At 61.6% G+C, this 16,402-nt stretch carries 18 protein-coding genes; 11 read left to right on the top strand and 7 right to left on the bottom strand.

The window, feature by feature from the left end; all coding sequences use genetic code 11:
• The 4 genes from ACFFUC_RS06790 to ACFFUC_RS06775 all read left to right on the top strand — a co-directional run.
• Positions 1 to 1,057 (top strand): Mu transposase C-terminal domain-containing protein (locus ACFFUC_RS06790; RefSeq protein ID WP_512699879.1); only part of this gene is annotated, 1,057 nt, incomplete at its 5' end.
• Between the two features lie 4 nt (positions 1,058 to 1,061).
• Positions 1,062 to 2,051, top strand: a complete 990-nt coding sequence (locus ACFFUC_RS06785; protein WP_377684744.1) for a TniB family NTP-binding protein — start codon at positions 1,062 to 1,064, stop codon at positions 2,049 to 2,051.
• Positions 2,051 to 3,040, top strand: coding sequence for a TniQ family protein (locus ACFFUC_RS06780; RefSeq protein ID WP_377684742.1), 990 nt, complete (start codon positions 2,051 to 2,053; stop codon positions 3,038 to 3,040). Before ACFFUC_RS06785 ends, ACFFUC_RS06780 begins: the two co-directional genes overlap by 1 nt.
• Before the next feature lie 8 nt (positions 3,041 to 3,048).
• The gene (locus ACFFUC_RS06775) at positions 3,049 to 3,543 is read left to right on the top strand and encodes a hypothetical protein (RefSeq protein ID WP_377684740.1); all 495 of its coding nucleotides are present in this window, start codon (positions 3,049 to 3,051) and stop codon (positions 3,541 to 3,543) included.
• Positions 3,544 to 4,182: 639 nt separating this feature from the next.
• Here the strand turns inward: ACFFUC_RS06775 and gltS are convergent.
• The 4 genes from gltS to ACFFUC_RS06755 all read right to left on the bottom strand — a co-directional run bounded on the left by gltS (position 4,183) and on the right by ACFFUC_RS06755 (position 7,595).
• A complete protein-coding gene (gltS, locus tag ACFFUC_RS06770; RefSeq protein WP_377684738.1) occupies positions 4,183 to 5,475 on the bottom strand; it encodes a sodium/glutamate symporter in 1,293 nt (430 codons plus the stop codon).
• A gap of 667 nt (positions 5,476 to 6,142) precedes the next feature.
• Positions 6,143 to 6,625 (bottom strand): VOC family protein, encoded by a 483-nt coding sequence (locus ACFFUC_RS06765; RefSeq protein WP_377684736.1) that lies wholly within the window; start codon positions 6,623 to 6,625, stop codon positions 6,143 to 6,145.
• Between the two features lie 198 nt (positions 6,626 to 6,823).
• Positions 6,824 to 7,348 (bottom strand): PRC-barrel domain-containing protein, encoded by a 525-nt coding sequence (locus tag ACFFUC_RS06760; protein WP_377684735.1) that lies wholly within the window; start codon positions 7,346 to 7,348, stop codon positions 6,824 to 6,826.
• 43 nt (positions 7,349 to 7,391) lie between these two features.
• Complete coding sequence (locus ACFFUC_RS06755) at positions 7,392 to 7,595, bottom strand: CsbD family protein (RefSeq protein ID WP_377684733.1); 204 nt, start codon at positions 7,593 to 7,595, stop codon at positions 7,392 to 7,394.
• A gap of 558 nt (positions 7,596 to 8,153) precedes the next feature.
• Between ACFFUC_RS06755 and ACFFUC_RS06750 the strand changes: the two genes are divergently transcribed.
• On the top strand, positions 8,154 to 8,699 hold the full coding sequence (locus ACFFUC_RS06750) for a glycosyl hydrolase family 8 (RefSeq protein WP_377684731.1): 546 nt from the start codon (positions 8,154 to 8,156) through the stop codon (positions 8,697 to 8,699).
• Positions 8,700 to 8,748: 49 nt separating this feature from the next.
• Here ACFFUC_RS06750 and ACFFUC_RS06745 read toward each other — a convergent pair whose 3' ends face one another.
• Together ACFFUC_RS06745 and ACFFUC_RS06740 are read right to left on the bottom strand one after the other, a co-directional pair.
• The gene (locus ACFFUC_RS06745; RefSeq protein WP_377684729.1) at positions 8,749 to 9,288 is read right to left on the bottom strand and encodes a hypothetical protein; all 540 of its coding nucleotides are present in this window, start codon (positions 9,286 to 9,288) and stop codon (positions 8,749 to 8,751) included.
• A 242-nt stretch (positions 9,289 to 9,530) separates the two neighbouring features.
• Entirely contained in the window at positions 9,531 to 10,118 is a 588-nt protein-coding gene (locus ACFFUC_RS06740) for a TetR/AcrR family transcriptional regulator (protein WP_377684728.1), read from the bottom strand.
• 335 nt (positions 10,119 to 10,453) lie between these two features.
• On the opposite strand from ACFFUC_RS06740, the gene ACFFUC_RS06735 reads away from it, so the two are divergent.
• Both ACFFUC_RS06735 and ACFFUC_RS06730 read left to right on the top strand, forming a co-directional pair.
• Complete coding sequence (locus ACFFUC_RS06735) at positions 10,454 to 11,668, top strand: MFS transporter (protein ID WP_377684726.1); 1,215 nt, start codon at positions 10,454 to 10,456, stop codon at positions 11,666 to 11,668.
• Entirely contained in the window at positions 11,668 to 11,796 is a 129-nt protein-coding gene (locus ACFFUC_RS06730; RefSeq protein ID WP_377684724.1) for a hypothetical protein, read from the top strand. Before ACFFUC_RS06735 ends, ACFFUC_RS06730 begins: the two co-directional genes overlap by 1 nt.
• Before the next feature lie 54 nt (positions 11,797 to 11,850).
• Here ACFFUC_RS06730 and ACFFUC_RS06725 read toward each other — a convergent pair whose 3' ends face one another.
• Entirely contained in the window at positions 11,851 to 12,129 is a 279-nt protein-coding gene (locus ACFFUC_RS06725; RefSeq protein WP_377684722.1) for an SH3 domain-containing protein, read from the bottom strand.
• 176 nt (positions 12,130 to 12,305) lie between these two features.
• On the opposite strand from ACFFUC_RS06725, the gene ACFFUC_RS06720 reads away from it, so the two are divergent.
• From ACFFUC_RS06720 to ACFFUC_RS06705, 4 genes are all read left to right on the top strand, one after another.
• Positions 12,306 to 12,617 carry a YdeI/OmpD-associated family protein gene (locus ACFFUC_RS06720; protein ID WP_377684720.1) on the top strand — a complete coding sequence of 104 codons (312 nt, stop codon included), beginning with the start codon at positions 12,306 to 12,308 and terminating at the stop codon, positions 12,615 to 12,617.
• A 429-nt stretch (positions 12,618 to 13,046) separates the two neighbouring features.
• Positions 13,047 to 14,885 carry an amidohydrolase gene (locus tag ACFFUC_RS06715; RefSeq protein ID WP_377684719.1) on the top strand — a complete coding sequence of 613 codons (1,839 nt, stop codon included), beginning with the start codon at positions 13,047 to 13,049 and terminating at the stop codon, positions 14,883 to 14,885.
• Positions 14,886 to 15,121: 236 nt separating this feature from the next.
• Positions 15,122 to 15,934 (top strand): aminoglycoside phosphotransferase family protein, encoded by an 813-nt coding sequence (locus ACFFUC_RS06710; RefSeq protein ID WP_377684717.1) that lies wholly within the window; start codon positions 15,122 to 15,124, stop codon positions 15,932 to 15,934.
• A gap of 111 nt (positions 15,935 to 16,045) precedes the next feature.
• Positions 16,046 to 16,381, top strand: coding sequence for a hypothetical protein (locus ACFFUC_RS06705; RefSeq protein WP_377684716.1), 336 nt, complete (start codon positions 16,046 to 16,048; stop codon positions 16,379 to 16,381).
• Positions 16,382 to 16,402: the final 21 nt, after the last annotated feature.

Here is a 16,402-nt window from a genome sequence, read left to right as displayed (position 1 = left end):
CTCCAGAAACCACCATCCCGATGGACCAAAGGCCGGTCATGCACTAACTTTTAAAACGGACCACTCAAGTGGGGCTGATCAGGATCGGGGTCCGGCCTATGTCGCAGACGAGACCTACGATCTTTTGGCGGCGGCAGGGATCACCAATTTCGGTGCACCTGCGGGCAAACCCTGGCTCAGGGGCTTCATCGAGCGGCTGTTTCGCACCATTCATGCCAAACTGCTGCAGCGCTTTTCCGGACGTACCTTTTCCGACGTGGTGCAACGCGGCGAAAACAATCACCTAGAACGCGCATCTGTCACGCTCGAGGATCTACTCGGGTTTCTCACGCGCTGGATTGTCGACATCTACCATCTGGAGCCACATCGAGGCCTGCATGGGATGACGCCTTATGAGGCTTGGATGGAGGCGACGGCCAATTTGCGGCCAGCAGAAATGTCGCGCCGCGAGATGCGCCACGTTTTCGGAATCAAGGACAAGCGGAAATACCAGAAATCTGGCTTCCGGGTCTTCCATCTCGACTACATGTCCGACGAACTGCATGCGCTGAATCTGCGCGAAGCGGAAATCGCGTGGTGGCCGGGCGATATCAGCGCGATCGAGGTGAAAGTCGGCCCGGACCGCTGGCTGACCGTTCCGGTCACTGACCCAAAATGGCTCGGTAAAACGCATATCGACCACAAAGCGTGGCTGATGAGCCGCCGCGAGCGCAATCGAGAGCATGAAGCGATTGCGAACCGGGCCAAATATGCGCTGGATGTCGAGTCCTATCGGCGAAAGCAACTTTCGGGCCTGCTGCCCACCATCATGACGGCACATGAGCTGCGTCTCGAGGAGGAGCGGCATCGTCGCTACATGGACACGGCGGCCCGGCGCATGAACAGCGCCGAGCCTCGCGACCCATTCGCTGACGAGGTCGAGACAGATGCTTCGATCGCCAGCGAAATCTCCCCCACGCCGCCGGTTTCTCAGCCCCACGCCGACACCTCCGCAACTCGTCACCCGGAAGTTCCAGGCGATGATGATACTGATGATACTGATGATTTGATGGATTGATCCCATGCTTTTGAAAGAACGAACATCTTCCGCTTCGGCATCACCTGATCTGACCGACCTTCCGTCGCGGCTGGCCTGGCTCGATGATCGCTACCTGCGAAACGCCCGTGATGAGGCCTTCGAGGAGGGGTTGCGCGAGATCATCAAGATTGATGCCGATGGCAAGATTATCCCCGAGCCCGTCCGTGATCCCCTGACCGGCGAGACCAAGGGCTTTGCCGTCATCGGAAATTCTGGCGACGGAAAATCAGCGATGATCCGGCGCAACCTGGCAAGGTTGGAGGGCTTCCGCGAGCGAACACCCCAGAGTGACGGCAATTACTTGGCTGTTAACGTGCCGCCCGAGGCGACGATCAAAAGCTTGGCTACAGATATCCTGGCCAAAACGGGATATGGAAAGGTGGCGAGTTCCGCGAAAGCGCATGAGCTCTGGAAGATGGTCCGGCACCGTCTGATCTTCTGTGGAATCTCGTTGCTCTGGATCGACGAGGCTCATCACCTGCTACGTGGTGGTGCCGGACGGGATCTGGCGGGCGCCCTCCAAGCCCTGAAAAAACTCATGCAGGAAGAAAGCGGTGTCGCTGTCATTGTGTCCGGGATCCCGAAGCTTCGTGAATTGCTGCTGACCGATCCGGAGACCAGCCGCCGTTTCAAATGGCAGCGGTTGCGGCCAGTCGGGGCGGCCAGCGACGATGCGATCAACATCGCAAGGTTCGTGACCGCCTGCTGCAAGAAGATCGGGCTTCGGCCCCCTGCCGATCCGCATTTTGCGGAACGGTTGATCTTTGCATCGCATGAAGGCCTTGGCCTGAGCCTAGCTTTGGCCAAGGACAGCCTGCGGCGTGCGCTCACCGCCAGGGACAGCCAACTTACCCTCGATCATGCCCGCCGCACATGGGAGTTGCAGCACCCTGAGCATGAAGGGCTTGGGCCTTTCGCAGCGATTGGCTGGCCAGATCTCAAGAAGTCTCTGGTCGACGCAGGATGGGCATAATGGCCGTTCTCTCGCCATATACGCCCTATGACGTTTCCGAAACGGCGCTCTCCTATGCCGCCCGGCTCTCGTTCGTTCATACCGGCATGACGATCCGGCGCCTGCTCGAAGATCTGGATCTTGGCCGCGATCGGTTCGTGAACGGCAAGCCCGAGGCCATCGAGAGCTTCGCCGAAGATGTCGGCACAGATCCACGGGAGCTATCCCGCGGCACGGTCGAACTTCTGTCGCGATATGGCCGGTTCAGGGGCGAGGACATCAGCACGGGTTTCATCTCCACCAAAATCCGCAAATTCTGCCCTCAATGCCTTATGGAGGATGGCGCCCGTGAGGTATGGAAGCATCGGCTGCTCTGGTGCTTTCAACATGTTGACGGATGCCCAGACCACGGGAGCCGACTGGTGGAAATTGCCGACGGCAAGGCAGCCTGCGATCTTCGCGAGGTCATCGAGGGGAGAATGGCCCTGCAAGTTTTCGACCAGACGGAGCCGCTCTCACCTCCTTCCTGGCTGATCTGGCTCTCTTCCCGTCTCGACGGGATCCACGACGCTTCCTGGCTGGCCGATCAGACGATTGAACAGGTCATTGCCGCATCAGAGATGATCGGTGCCGTTCTTGGATATGGCCAGCATGTCCGTCTGCGCAGCCTTTCACGGACGGAAAGGTCCGATGCCGTGGAGCGGGGATTTTCGTATTATCGCGAAGGGCAGGGCGGCGTCATGGCGGTCCTTGACGAAATCCAGGCCCGATCATCGGCCCGGGCAGTTCAGGCAGGGCCTCTTGCCGTCTATGGCCGCCTTTACGACTGGCTCGACGGGGGCGCGAAGCTGATCGATCCGGGGCCAATCCGACCGCTGCTGCGTGATCATGTCCTTTCCCATATCCCGATGGCAAAGGGCGAGGCCTGCTTGGCGAAGAGATCACGGAGCGCCGCCTGCATTCCGTCGTCAGCCTTAGCGAAACTCTCGGCATCCATCGCAAGCGATTGACGCGGCTTTTGGCAAAGCTGGGCTTGGCACCTGAGGGCGCGACCGACGCTGAGACTGGTCTGTTGACCTTTCCTGTCGGCGAGGTTGAAGTACTGCAGGAGGATGTCGAAAATGCCATTCCCTATGAGAAGGTCGCCAATTATCTCGGCGCAAGCGTCCGGCAGGTCCAGATGCTCTATGGGGCAGGGATGATCATGCCACTTTTTCCACCTGCTGGCGCCGGAAGCGTTCGGCGATTGGTCTTCGGCAAAAGGCATCTCGACGCTTTCCTGGATCAGGTCTCGCAAGCTGATGTCCTGGATGAGGAGGCCGCCGACGGATTTGCGACAATTGCCGTTGCTTGTCAGCGGATCGGCATGATGACCCCAGATCTGATCGATGCGGTTTTCGCAGGACGGATCCGAGGGCGGCGCGATCCATCGCTTTCAGGATTTGCCGCGTTAAAGGTGCGTCTGGATGATGTCCGAAGGTTGAAGGCGGCAACGGAAATCCAGACCGCCTGAAGCACGAAAACCAATGGAAAACCGATCAAGCCCGCGATTTCGTGGGCTTTTTTGATTCTGACCGGTCGCCAAGGGTGGAAAGAACTTTGTCCCGAACTCGAGTGGATCTTTCCTCAGAGAGTTATAATGATCATTGATTTCATTGAAGAAAAATTGCCACTTGGCACTAACTTTCGCCCGAATTACAGCCTCTTACCCGTCTTGGGCGATTTTCCGTCCGCACTCTACCGGTAGGGGGCCGGTTTGAGGCAAACTGAGCGGACCTCCGGGCAGCCCAACAGGCCAGCTCTCGATTCGTGGGACCAATGATCATGGCCGGTCATCGGATCAGAATGGCCGGCTCGACGAAATCAGGTCAGGCCTACGCGCATTGTTTGCTTCGAGCGTCGCCTGACAGCCTCCGGCGAATCCGAGTTTGCGCTGCGACAGTTCTGCGGCTTTTCCCTGTTGGTGAAAACTGAAAGAAAACAATGGTAGGGGCGGCGCTTGACTGCCGGTCGCAGGGTTTGTCGAGCATCCATGCAGTGCTGGCTTCCGGATACAGGCGCTTGCTCGTTCCTATCCACGCTGCACTGGTGATCATGCTCATGTGAGCGAGCGCAACGTTTTTGCCGCTCGCTCAAGTAAGCGCCACTCTCCCTAATTTAGAAACGGGAGAGAGGTGAAAATCGACAGCACCGCGGCGTTGATGATGTCCACAAAGAATGCTCCGACCAGCGGGATGATAAGAAACGCCTTGTGCGAAGCGCCGTATTTCGAGGTGATGGCCTGCATGTTCGCCACCGCCGTGGGGGTCGCGCCCATGCCGAAGCCGCAATGGCCGACGGCGACCACGGCGGCATCGTAGTCCTTGCCCATAGCGCGGAAGGTCACCACGCTGGCAAACACCGCCAGAACAGCGGTTTGCACCGCGAGAATCGCCAAAAGCGGAATCGCCAGATCGACCAACTCCCACAGTTTGAGCGACAGCAGAGCCATCGCGAGAAACAGCGACAGCGCGACATTGCCGATGACGTCCACGCAGCGGTCGAAGACGTTGAAGCTGAACAAGGGCGTGACCAAATTGCGCACCACCACGCCCGTTGCCAAGGCCCAGACGAAGGTCGGAATGGTGACGGGCGCTTTGGGGAAGTTGGTCGAGATGAAGACGGAGATGTAGGACGAGGCGGCCAGACAGACGGCGAAGAGGCTCAGGGTCTCGAGCGCGCCTTGTGCGGTGATCAGGCGCAACCGCGTCGGGTTCTCGAATTGGTAATAGGCGGTATCGATGTAGCCATCCTCGTTGACCGGCGGCTCGTCTCCGGTGGCGTCCAGCTGCTGCTTGTCGGGGGTCGCACCTGCGGAGGTGTGGCGTGTGTTGGTCAGATTGTGCTTGGCGATCAGGCGCCGAGCGACAGGTCCACCCAGCAAGCCGCCAATCACCAAACCAAACGTGGCGCAAGCAATACCCAGCGTCGTTGCACCGGTCACGCCGAGTTCTTCAAGCCGTGGCCCCCATCCCGCAGCCGTGCCGTGCCCGCCGGTCAGCGTGATCGAGCCCGTCACGAGTCCCGTCAGCGGGGGCATTCCGAACAAGGTCGCCATGGTGATGCCGGTGATGTTTTGCACCAGAATGAAAACGCCCACCACGATCGTCAACACCACCAAGGGTTTGCCGCCCGCCTTGAGTTTGCCGAAATCGGCACCTAGGCCAATGGAGGAAAAAAACATCAGCATCATGGCGGTTTGCAGGTCGCCGTGGATGCTGATGACAAAGCCGAATGCGGCATGGGCGATGGTCAGAAGAATGGCTGCGACGAGCCCGCCGACGACCGGCTCTGGGATATTGAAATCGTTTAGGAATTTTACATTTCGAACCAGATAGCGGCCAACGAGGAGCACAATCGCGGCGATGATCAAAGTGTTGTAACCATCAAGAACCAAAGGGTGCATTTTCAAACCTTTCCCGCAGCCACGCTAACTTTCCCTCTTTTGTTATCACGCGGGCCGGCTCATTCCAGCATGCATTCGCCCCCGAACGGCCACGGAAGTGTTCGCAGACCGGCTTTTGCCAGAGGGTATCTCGACGCCTTTCCGGATCAGGTCGCGCAGTCGCAAACTTTGGATGCCGGCGGCTGGACAATCGTGTCGAGCGCTGTCGCCTGCCAGCGGCGCGGTATGATGACCCCGATCTGGCCAATGCGGGGTTCGCGGTGTTGGAGATCCGCTGGGATGATGCCCAACGCTTGAAGGCGGCAAAGGAAACCAAGGCAGTCTGAAGCACGAAAGCCAAAGGGAAGCCGATCAAGCCCGCTATACCATGGGCTTCGGGGTTCTAACCGGTCTTTCATGGTGGAAAAAACTTTGCCCCAAACTCGACCATATCTTCGTTCGCTGGGGCGTCTTTGATTTCATGGAAGAAAGAAGACCAGCTGGAAGTCGGGCATGGTCTTTGCAAGCGAATGAATTCGCAGGGATCGGGAAACGGTCCTCGTGGTTTTTCGTTGTGCCGCACGAGGCTTGGGCAAGCCCTGATCATCCAGTCTCGCTTGCAGGAAAAATGTCGGACGACGCAACGCATCGTTTCGCGCGCACCCCGAAACCCGCTATTGCCCTTCCGTCAGCCGCGTCGGGCGGCATCGATGGTGGCGACGTCGATTTTGCGCATGGTCATCATGGCGGCAAAGGCGCGTTGCGCCTCTTCGCCGCCGGCGGCAAGCGCTTCGATCAGGGTTCTGGGCGTGATCTGCCACGAGAGGCCCCATTTGTCCTTGCACCAGCCGCATTCGCTTTCCTGCCCGCCGTTGCCGACGATGGCGTTCCAGTAGTGGTCGGTTTCGGCCTGATCTTCGGTCGAGATCTGAAAGGAAAAAGCTTCGGTTTGCTTGAAGTAGGAGCCACCGTTCAGGCCGATACAGGGGATGCCGAGGACGGTGAAATCGACCGTCAGGACATCGCCCTTTTTACCCGAAGGAAGATCGGCCGGTGCCTTGTGCACGGCATTGACCGACGTATCGGGGAAGACGGAGGCGTAGAAACGGGCGGCCTCCTCGGCGTCTTTGTCGTACCAGAGGCAAACGGTGTTTTTGGCGATCTGCGTCATATGCGGTCCTCCAGTGCGTGGTGGATGGATGAGCGGACGGGGTGTGCCTGTATGATCTCGGATTGTGACGGAGGGCGGTGCGTGGCGGCGGGGTGCAAAGAAAATGTCTGTCGGCTCTTGCGCCCGCCCCATCCATTGCGGCGCGGCGGGCGCACGAGCGACAAAGGGCGCGGCTCGCGCCGCGCCCTTCATCCTGCCTCAAGGATTGGGCATTTCATAGGCCGGAAGCGCCTTGAGTTCGTCCTTCGTCATCGAGACATAGGCGCGCAAGTCGTTGTCGGCATTCTTGTAGACGGTGACCTGATCGGGCGAGAGCGATACGCGATGCTCGCCCAGGCCGAGGAAGCCGCCAACATCGGTCACAATGCCGGTCACCGCATTATCGGACCCGATCACGACATCCGCGATCTCGGCGATTTTCGCATCGCTGGGGTCATAGATGTCCACGCCCTTGAGCTGGTCGGCGGTCATGGTGCCGACCTCGGTCAGGGTATAGCCCTCGGGAACCGGAATGACGATCTCGACCGGAGCATCCGCGACCGGCGCGGCATCCGTTGCGACCGGAGCCGGCGTGGCGGCCGAGGGGTCGGTGGTGACCTCTGCCTCCGCGGGCTCCATCGTGGCAGGCTCGGTCGTACCGGGGGTTTCGGCCGTGCCTTGCGCAAATGCGGCGGTGCCGAGCATTGCGGTTGCGAGAAGCGGATAGAGGATGCGATCTTTCATCGGGTTTCTCCAATGTTGGTTGCAGGGTCGGTATCCGTGGAGATTACGACCGGTCCTTGTCGAAGAAGCGGTTGATTTCGTCATTCGCGCGCTCTTTGGTCCAGCCGTACTTCTCCTGCAGTTTCCCCGAGAGCTTGTCCTGCTTGCCCGAGATTTCCGTCAGCTCGTCATCGGTCAGGTCGCCCCATTTTTCTTTGACGCTCCCTTTGAGCTGCTCCCACTTTCCTTGAATGATGTCCCAGTTCATGGGTTCCTCCTTGGGTTGTGTGATTGCGGTAATCGGGAAGAAAACAGGCGGGGCGGGATGGGGGTTCCGAAACGGCTGCGGGTCGAGCGTGACCGGCAAAGGCGTGGTCCCGATTTTTCCTTGATCGACAGATGCTTATGAAAAGCATGAACTTTTTGTGAGTGCCCGCGGAATTTCACGCAAATGGACGGAGGAGGCGGGGGAGGAATACGCTGGCCCGTCCGCTCGGCGCACCGGCTTTCGTGATCCTGCCGCTCGCCATTTCCGCCGCTTTCGGGAAGCGGGGCGCGGGCTTTGCGGCCCCGAAATTGATGGGATCATCCACGCGGCTTTTACACGCGGCACGATCTTTTCTGACGCTGCCGAGGCATAGGGGCGTCGTGAGGTGAGACGAAACATTCTGGTCGCAGCTTTGCCCGCGTTTCTGCCCGATTGCGTCACGGCGCGCGGCGCATTCGCTTCTGTCCCGATCCGGCTTTCGGGGCTAAGGAAGACGATGGGCCAAGCAATGGCCGCGCGGGTCTTGTCCCCGCGACGGGTTTCGCTGCGGAGACGGATATGACGAAGGGCATGGGTGATCCCTTGGGCAGGATGCCCGTATTGCGGCGCCGCATGGTGCTCGCGGGGATCGCGGGCCTTGGCGCGTTCGGTCGCTCCGCGTGGCGCGCGGAGGCCGCGCAAATGCGCACGGGCTGGGAGGCTTGGGCGCGCGATTTCCTCATGCCCGACGGGCGCGTTGTCGATCCCGAACAGGGCGGGATCAGCCATTCCGAGGGGCAGGCCTACGGGCTTTTGCTCGCGCAGAGCTTTGGCGATGCGGAGGCTTTCGCGAGGATCGAGGGCTGGACGCGCGCCCATCTCGCCATTCGCGAAGATAGCCTTATGGCGTGGAAGTGGCAGCCCGATCGACAAGCCGCCGAGGCGACCGACTGGCGCAATGCCACCGACGGGGACCTGCTGCGCGCCTGGGCCTTGCTGCGCGCGAGTCGCGATTCCGGTTGGCGCGGCTATGAGGAGAGCTTGCGCAGCATCGCGCGCGATCTTGTCGCGCTTTGCCTCGCCCCCGATCCGCGTGCGCCGTCCGAACATCTGCTTTTGCCCTGAGCCGAGGCGCGGCGCGGGCGGGACCGCACCCTCGTCAATCCCTCGTATTTCATGCCGCGCGCAGGCTGAAGGGGCTGTCGCGGAACCCTTTGCGCAAGGCGAGGGTGGTTTCGGTGTAATTGTCGCTGCCCCCGCGCGAGAGGCTCATCCCCGCATCCAGCGCGCGGCTGTCCATCTGCGCGAGAAGGAACCATGCATCGTTGATGCTGCCGATTTCGGCCAGACCGTAGAGACCGCCGAAATCCGTGGCGCGATAGCGCTCGAGCGCGATTTTTCCCCCTGCACGCAGATCGTCATTCCTGGCGGCGTCATCCTCCCATGTCTTGCCGATGGCCGGGCCGAATTTCATCACCGCGAGATCGCCGAGCGGCAGGGCATAGGTGAGGCTGGCGTAAAGCTCCTCGCCGCCGTCATAGGCGCTGGCATTGATGCCATAGGTCAGCGCTCTGCGCTGGAGGGCGATGACGCCGCCACGGGTCTCGCGCCCGCCGTCGGCCTGCATGAAAAAGCCGTCGGCTTGGGCGGAATGGCAGGCGAGGCAGAGCAGGGTTGCAAGCGCCGGAACCGGCAAAAGCGGATATAGGGTCATGAAAAAGGCCGAATTCTGAAAAACGCTTCTGAATGTTTTGAAGCTGAAATGGTGTTTGGGGAGAATGCTTAATGATTGAATTTGAATGTTATCAATCAACTTCCGGCTTTGCACCCTCTTGGCAAGCCGCGTATCCGGCAGACGGATCGAGGGACCGAAGAACGTGAGCTTTGCCCGCAAGGATCGGCGTGTGGCTGAGGAGCCAATCCTTGTCGCGCCTCGTCGCTTCTGGCGCCTGAGGTTCATTTCCCGGCGGCGTGCGCGATGACCGCATTTCTGAGGGCTTCGACCCAAGCGCTGTCACCGGCCGCTTCGCCCAGAATGCGTGCGCCGACCATTGCGGCGAAAAGGATCAGGCTGTCGGGATCGGCAGCGTCGGCCTGTGGCTGACCGTTCGCGGGCCGGTTCTCTGTGTCGAAAACCCCGAGCAGGGCGCTGGCCCCCCTGTCGTAGGCCTCCTTGGCGGCGGCCTGCGGCTCCTGTTCGGCGCTATAGGGCGCGAAGGCGATGATCGGGCAGCGGTTTTGCGGCTCGGGGCGCAGATAATGCGCAACAAGCGCGGCGCGCGAACCATGATCGGGCGTGTCCGCTGGCGCGAAGAACTGCTGCCAAAGCGCCGCGGCCTCGTCGAAGGCGCGGGCGGTTGCCTCTTCGACGAGTGCGTCTTTCGAGGCGAAATGCTTGTAAAACCCGCCGACGGTCATACCGGCTCCGGCCATGATATCGGCGACGGAGACAGCCTCGACCCCATGCGCGCGAAACAAGGCGCTTGCGATCCCGACGATCTTTTCGCGGTTTTGCTGGGCCTGTTCGGCCGAGGATCGTCCCATCTCATGTCTCCTTCCGCAAGACAAACAACCACGCCTTCAACGCCCTCGGCACGCCATCATGCCGGTTCCGCCGCGTGCGGGGAACCCAAGCCTTAGCCTTTCGTCGCCGCGAGTGCGATGGCGTGATCCCTGCAATCGGACCGGTCATGCGCGCGCATGTAAACGTCGGCCGGTATGGCCGGGGGGGCAGGCGTTACAGGGCAGGTTCTCTGCATCATCATGCCTCGAGCGAGGGTCAGGGTGGCGGCATTGCTTGACACGCCCAATTAGATTATGATTGCTATCTATTTTGACAAGATCCGAAAAGCCCGATTTACGCATTGCAGGAGCCCCCGATGACGCCGATCTCCCGTTCACCCAAACACCCCTGGATCGTGCTGATCTGCGCCGCGACCTTGGTCACGATCGCCATGGGTATCCGTCAATCCTTCGGCCTCTATCTGCGTCCGGTCGAGCTGGATACCGGCATCGGGCGCGAGGCTTTCGGCTTTGCGATCGCGGTCCAGAACCTGCTTTTGGGGCTTGCCCAGCCCTTTGTCGGGGCCTTGGCCGACAAACATGGCGCGGGGCGCGTCGCGGCTTTGGGCGGGGCGCTCTATGCGTTGGGGCTGGTGCTGGCCTCGATGATCTCCGGCGCTTTCGGGTTGACGGTCACGCTGGGCGGGCTGGTCGGTTTTGCGATGACGGGCGTGACTTTCGTCATTGCCATTGGCGCGGCGGTTCGCGCCGTGCCAGCCGGGAAACGCGGCCTCGCCGCCGGAATCGTGACGGCCGGAGGCTCGGTCGGCCAGTTCCTTCTGGTTCCCGTCGCGCAAGGGCTGATCCAGGGCTTCGGCTGGCGCGAGGCGCTGCTGATTTCGGCCGCGCTTGCCGCGCTGATGGTCCCGCTGGCGATCGGGATCGCCGGCAAGCCGCAGCAGGTCGAGGCGGGCTCTGCCCCCAGCCAGAGCTTCGGCGAGGCTTTGCGCGAGGCAGCCGGACATTCGGGCTTTTGGCTGTTGAACGCGGGGTTTTTCGTCTGCGGCTTTCATGTGGCGTTCATCGGGACACATCTGCCGGCCTTTCTGGTCGACAAAGGGCTTGATCCCGCGATCGGAGCGCGGGCTCTGGCCTTGGTCGGGCTGTTCAACATCCTCGGCTCTTATGTCTTCGGCGTCTCGGCTGACCGCTTGCGCAAGAAATACGTTCTGGCCTGGATCTATCTGGCCCGTGCGGTCGCCATGGTGCTTTTCCTGGCCTTTCCCATCACGGATGTGACGGCTACGGTCTTTGCCTGTACTTTGGGCTTTCTCTGGCTGGGGACTGTGCCTTTGACGAGCGGTCTGGTCGGCCAGATCTTTGGCGTGCGCTATGTCTCGACGCTCTTCGGCATCGTCTTTCTGTCCCACCAGCTCGGCTCGTTCTTCGGTGCTTGGGGGGCGGGTTCTGTCTATGCCGCCACCGGATCCTACGACTTCGCCTGGCAGGTCTCGATCGCGATTGCCGTGCTGGCGGCGCTGCTGCATTGGCCGATCAAGGACGCGCCCTTGCAGCGGCCGGTTGCCCGATAATGGAGATCCCGCGCTTTAACCGGATCGTCATTGCCTTTCTGGCCGCGCTCGTCCTGCTGGCGGGATGGGCGCTGTGGCAGGCCTATGGTCTGCCGGTGCTGCTGCTGTCGGGCTTCATGCTCTGCTGAGCAGGGCTCGGCAGCCGGTGCCGCGCGCGATCCGTCCGCTCGGGCGCCCTTGCGTCAGCGATGCGCCAGATAATCGGCCGAGACATAGCCCGACACGCTCGGCCGGTCGGTCAGCGTGACCCTGCACCAGACCTTGCCGGCATTCGTCACGCAATTCTGGCGGGTCAGGCGGGTGCCGTCGGGCAGGCCGATGATGATCTTGTGATTGAGGCTCGGGCCTTCGCGCAGCTTCAAAAGATCGTCGGGACCGGCCCCTCGGACGACGGCACCGGAGCCCACCGCGCAGCCGGCAACGAGGGAAAGAGCGAGAAGGGCAGCAAAATGGGTTCGCATTTCAAGACCTGTATCGTTTTTTGTAGCAATACAACACGATCACGACGAAGGACAGCGGGCCGGAGCAGGGCGCGGCGGCATGTGGCCGAGCGCTGGACTTTTGCCGGCATCGCCCCCAAAATCCGCAAAGGTGCCGCCGACGCGCGCCTTGTCGAAACCGGACCCGAGGTCGCGCGATGGAGAGTTTTCCCCACGGTACTGTCCATCAGGCAGGCGAGGATCTGCAGGCCGCTCTGCGGGCCGATCCCCAGCTTTTGGGGCTTTGGGAAAAGCTGACGCCGATCGGGCGCAACGAATTCATCTGTTGGGTCGAGGATGCCAAACAGGCCGCCACCCGCGAGCGCCGCATCGCTCGGCTTTGCCAAGAGCTTGCCGAGGGCAACAAGCGCCCCTGCTGCTGGGTCGGCTGCATCCACCGGACCGACAAAAAGCCCGGAGCATGGCAGCAGGCGGTTCTGATCGACAAGGTCAAGAAGAAGCAGCCTTAGTCGGGACCGATGGCAAGTCCTTTGAGGGCAGGGCCGTTGAGTGCAGGGCAGAATCCGCCGCGCATACCTTCTGTTCCGGCGCGCAGAGTCGCCCGCGTTAGCCCGACCCCTTGCCTTTCGTCGCTTGTCGGGTGATGCGCCTTTCAAACGGCTCGCGCGGGCGCGCTTTGTACCGCTTTCTCGCGACAGGGCCCATGACAGGCGCCATGACAAGGCACGCGACAAGGCTCTCGGAGCGATCGCACTCAATAGGCTTTGGCATGATTTGATCCCAAAGCGACGGGTGGCGGATACAATTTATCGAACGCACCTTCTAATTCTGCCCGATAGACCAAAGACATAACGGACATTAATCTTTCCTTCGGAGCATGCGGTGCGGTCCTGACGGCCGCGTTTTTCCGGATGCGGGAATGCAGGAGGAAAGAGCGGATGACGGACACGAAAAAGAAAGCGCCATTCGGTGCCGGGCGTTACGCCTTTGGGGGATTCGCTGCGGCGGTGGCCTCCTGCCTGATCGGCTCGGCTGCCGCGGCTCAGGACGGCAGCGTCGATTTCATCCTGCACAACGGCAAGGTCGTGACGCAGGATCCGCTCAAACCGCAGGTCGAGGCCCTTGCGATCGACGGCGGGCTGATCGTTGCCAGCGGCACCAACAGCGAGATCCTCGCGCTTGCTTCGGACGGGACCGAACGCATCGATCTCGAAGGGCGCACGGTGGTGCCCGGCCTGAACGACAGCCATAGCCATGTCGTGCGTGCCGCGCGCTTCTATAACACCGAGCTGCGCTGGGACGGGCTGACCTCGCTCGCGCGCGGGCTCGAGATGGTTTCCGAACAGGCCGCACGGACGCCGGAGGGGCAATGGGTGCGCGTCATCGGCGGCTGGTCGCCCTACCAATTCGACGAAAAGCGGATGCCGACACCGGCGGAACTGACGGCTGCCTCGCCGGATGTGCCGGTTTTCGTCCTGTTTCTTTACAGCCAGGGCTATCTCAACCGCGCGGGCGTCGAGGCTTTGGGCATCACGGCCGAAACCGAGGCACCCGCCGGCAGCCGCTACGAGCTGACCGAGGACGGCGGAGCGATCCTGCATGCCGAGCCCGATCCGATGATCCTCTATCAGGCCATCGGGCGTTTGCCCGGGCTGGGCGAAGAGGATCAGGTCAATTCAGCACGCCATTTCTACCGTGAACTCAACCGCTTCGGCATCACCAGCGCGATTGACGCGGGTGGCGGCGGGCATGTCTTTCCGCAAGATTACATCGGCACGCAGCGTCTGGCCGATGGCGGCGAGATGTCGGTGCGCGTCTCGAGCTACCTCTTCCCGCAAGCGCCCGGCAAGGAGCTGGCCTCCTTCGAGGGATGGGTCAAGGATTGGGCGCTCAACGTCAATCTCGCCGACAAGCTCAGCCATGGTTTCGTGCTCGAGGGCGGCGGCGAGTTTCTGGTCTGGAGCGCGGGCGATTTCGAGAACTGGATGGCACCGCGCCCCGATATCACCACGCGCGAAGGCTGGCATGACGAATTGCTCGCCGTGACCCGCTATTTGCTCGAACAAAAGTGGCCGATCCGCATCCACGCGACCTATGACGAGAGCGTCGGCCATATCATGGATGTCTTCGAGGAGGCCGACAGGCTCGAGCGCGAGGCGGGGCGTTCGGGTTTTGCCGGCGTGCGTTGGGCGATCGATCACGCCGAAACCATCAGCCGCGGCAATATCGAGCGCATCGCAAAGCTGGGCGGCGGCATCGCGGTTCAGGCGCGGCTGGCCTATGCGGGCGAGTTTTTCAAAGAGCGCTACGGCGGCGATGTCACGGCCAATGCGCCGCCGATCCGCGATATGCTGGAGCTGGGTGTGCCGGTCGGGGCGGGCTCCGATTCCACCCGCGTCGCGAGCTACAACCCTTGGGTCGCGATGGAATGGCTGGTCACAGGCAAGACGCTCGGCGGCGAGGAAACCCGCACCGGACGCCAGCTTTTGACCCGTGAAGAGGCGCTCGAACTCTATACTGTCGGCAGCGCTTGGTTCTCGGGCGAGGATGCGCTCAAGGGGCGTCTGGCACCGGGGCAATTCGCTGATCTCGCGGTGCTTTCGGACGATTATCTGACGGTTCCGGCCGATGATATCGGCGCGATCGAGAGCCTGCTGACCTTTACCGGCGGCAAGGTCGTCTATGGCGCAGGCCCTTATGCCGCGCGGATGACCGCGCTGCCAGCGGTCTGCCCCGACTGGTCGCCGGTCGCGCAATATGGCGGCTGGCAGGACTGACGAAAACGCGGCCCGACCGCCCATGCGCGGTCGGGCGCTCAGGGCAGGCGGCTCGGGCGAGGCAGGGCCGCGTTCGCCGCCTGAGGCTTCACCCGAGCAGCGAGGGGAAAAAACATTTCAGGCAAGCGCTTGGTACGAGAGGGAAATCCCAGCATTGCGAGCGGGAGCTTCGTTCTTCCCCTCTCCGGATGTCGATCATATGTTGCGCAAAGCCGTGTCTTCTTCGCGAGAGAGCAATGTTTGAGCCTTATCTGCTGCGCTGGAATCTGGTTGCCGATGGCGAGCCGATTGTCACGCCGACCGCCCGCCTTCTTCCGGTCTTGCGGCAGGACATGCCCGCGATGCTCAAGGTCTCGTCGCAGCCGGACCAACAGCGGGGTGCGGCACTGATGGAATGGTGGGCCGGCGAGGGCGCGGCAAAGGTCTTTGCAAGGGACAGCGATGCCGTCCTGATCGAGCGCGCCACGGGCGGGCGCTCGCTGGCCGATATGGCTCGGGGTGGAGAGGACGATGCTGCAAGCCGCATTCTTTGCGCAACCGCCGGACAGCTGCATCGTCGGCGCCCCGAAAAAATACCCGAGCTGGTGCCGCTGGATCTTTGGTTTCGCGATCTCGAGACAGCCGCGGCAAAGCATGGCGGCATTCTGGCCCAGAGCCTGCAGACCGCGCACAGCTTGCTTGCCGATCCGAGGGAGGTGACGGTGCTCCATGGCGATCTCCACCACGACAATGTGCTCGATTTTGGCGGGCGCGGCTGGTGCGCCATCGACCCGCATGGTCTTGTCGGCGAGCGCGGCTTTGATTTTGCCAACATTTTCACCAATCCCGATCTCGCCGATCCCGTCCATCCGGTCGCAACCCGACCGGGGCGTTTTCATGAACGGCTGCAGGTCGTGACGCAGGCCGCGGGATTGGAGCGTCACAGACTGCTGCAATGGATTCTTGCTTGGACAGGGCTCTCCGCGTCGTGGTTTCTGGAGGATGAAGATCCGCTGGTGGAAGTGGATCTCGCGATTGCCGCTATGGCGGCCGCAGAACTCGCGCGGTGATTTCCGGCAGGGAGCGGCGATCCGGCTGATGCCTTGCGCAAAACCTTGCCGATAAAGTTGCCAACGCGCCCCCGAGGGGCAAGGATGGTTTCCTGATCATCGGAGGAAGTCATGGAAATTCAGCCGGGAAAAAATATCGCCATCAAGGTTCCGCTCTATAAATGGGAGGAAACGGTGGCCTATTACCGCGACAAGGTCGGGCTGACGGTCGCGAAAACCTTGACGAACAGCGTGGGGTTCACTTTCGGGGAGATGACCCTGTGGATTGACCGCGTCGCGCATCAAAGCCAGGTCGACGTCTGGCTCGAGCTTTTCTCGGATGAACCCGATCAGGCGCTGGAAAGGCTGGGCGGTCCGAGGCGGGACGAGCTGGAGCCGCTCGACGGCGTGAACGGGCTCTGGACCTGTGATCCGGCTGGAGTCGTCTTGCTCGTCAGGAATGAATGACGGCCTGAAGTTCCGGCCTGT

The organism is Paracoccus cavernae, from assembly GCF_042430175.1.
Classification (GTDB): Bacteria; Pseudomonadota; Alphaproteobacteria; order Rhodobacterales; family Rhodobacteraceae; genus Paracoccus; species Paracoccus cavernae.
This window is presented reverse-complemented; position numbering and strand designations above follow the sequence as displayed.

Coding starts and splice junctions, on each gene's coding strand:
- ACFFUC_RS06785 (WP_377684744.1), top strand. CDS start 1,062: ATGCTTTTGAAAGAACGAACATCTTCCGCTTCGGCATCACCTGATCTG.
- ACFFUC_RS06780 (WP_377684742.1), top strand. CDS start 2,051: ATGGCCGTTCTCTCGCCATATACGCCCTATGACGTTTCCGAAACGGCG.
- gltS (WP_377684738.1), bottom strand. CDS start 5,475: ATGCACCCTTTGGTTCTTGATGGTTACAACACTTTGATCATCGCCGCG.
- ACFFUC_RS06765 (WP_377684736.1), bottom strand. CDS start 6,625: ATGACGCAGATCGCCAAAAACACCGTTTGCCTCTGGTACGACAAAGAC.
- ACFFUC_RS06760 (WP_377684735.1), bottom strand. CDS start 7,348: ATGAAAGATCGCATCCTCTATCCGCTTCTCGCAACCGCAATGCTCGGC.
- ACFFUC_RS06755 (WP_377684733.1), bottom strand. CDS start 7,595: ATGAACTGGGACATCATTCAAGGAAAGTGGGAGCAGCTCAAAGGGAGC.
- ACFFUC_RS06750 (WP_377684731.1), top strand. CDS start 8,154: ATGACGAAGGGCATGGGTGATCCCTTGGGCAGGATGCCCGTATTGCGG.
- ACFFUC_RS06745 (WP_377684729.1), bottom strand. CDS start 9,288: ATGACCCTATATCCGCTTTTGCCGGTTCCGGCGCTTGCAACCCTGCTC.
- ACFFUC_RS06740 (WP_377684728.1), bottom strand. CDS start 10,118: ATGGGACGATCCTCGGCCGAACAGGCCCAGCAAAACCGCGAAAAGATC.
- ACFFUC_RS06735 (WP_377684726.1), top strand. CDS start 10,454: ATGACGCCGATCTCCCGTTCACCCAAACACCCCTGGATCGTGCTGATC.
- ACFFUC_RS06730 (WP_377684724.1), top strand. CDS start 11,668: ATGGAGATCCCGCGCTTTAACCGGATCGTCATTGCCTTTCTGGCCGCG.
- ACFFUC_RS06725 (WP_377684722.1), bottom strand. CDS start 12,129: ATGCGAACCCATTTTGCTGCCCTTCTCGCTCTTTCCCTCGTTGCCGGC.
- ACFFUC_RS06720 (WP_377684720.1), top strand. CDS start 12,306: ATGGAGAGTTTTCCCCACGGTACTGTCCATCAGGCAGGCGAGGATCTG.
- ACFFUC_RS06715 (WP_377684719.1), top strand. CDS start 13,047: ATGACGGACACGAAAAAGAAAGCGCCATTCGGTGCCGGGCGTTACGCC.
- ACFFUC_RS06710 (WP_377684717.1), top strand. CDS start 15,122: ATGTTTGAGCCTTATCTGCTGCGCTGGAATCTGGTTGCCGATGGCGAG.
- ACFFUC_RS06705 (WP_377684716.1), top strand. CDS start 16,046: ATGGAAATTCAGCCGGGAAAAAATATCGCCATCAAGGTTCCGCTCTAT.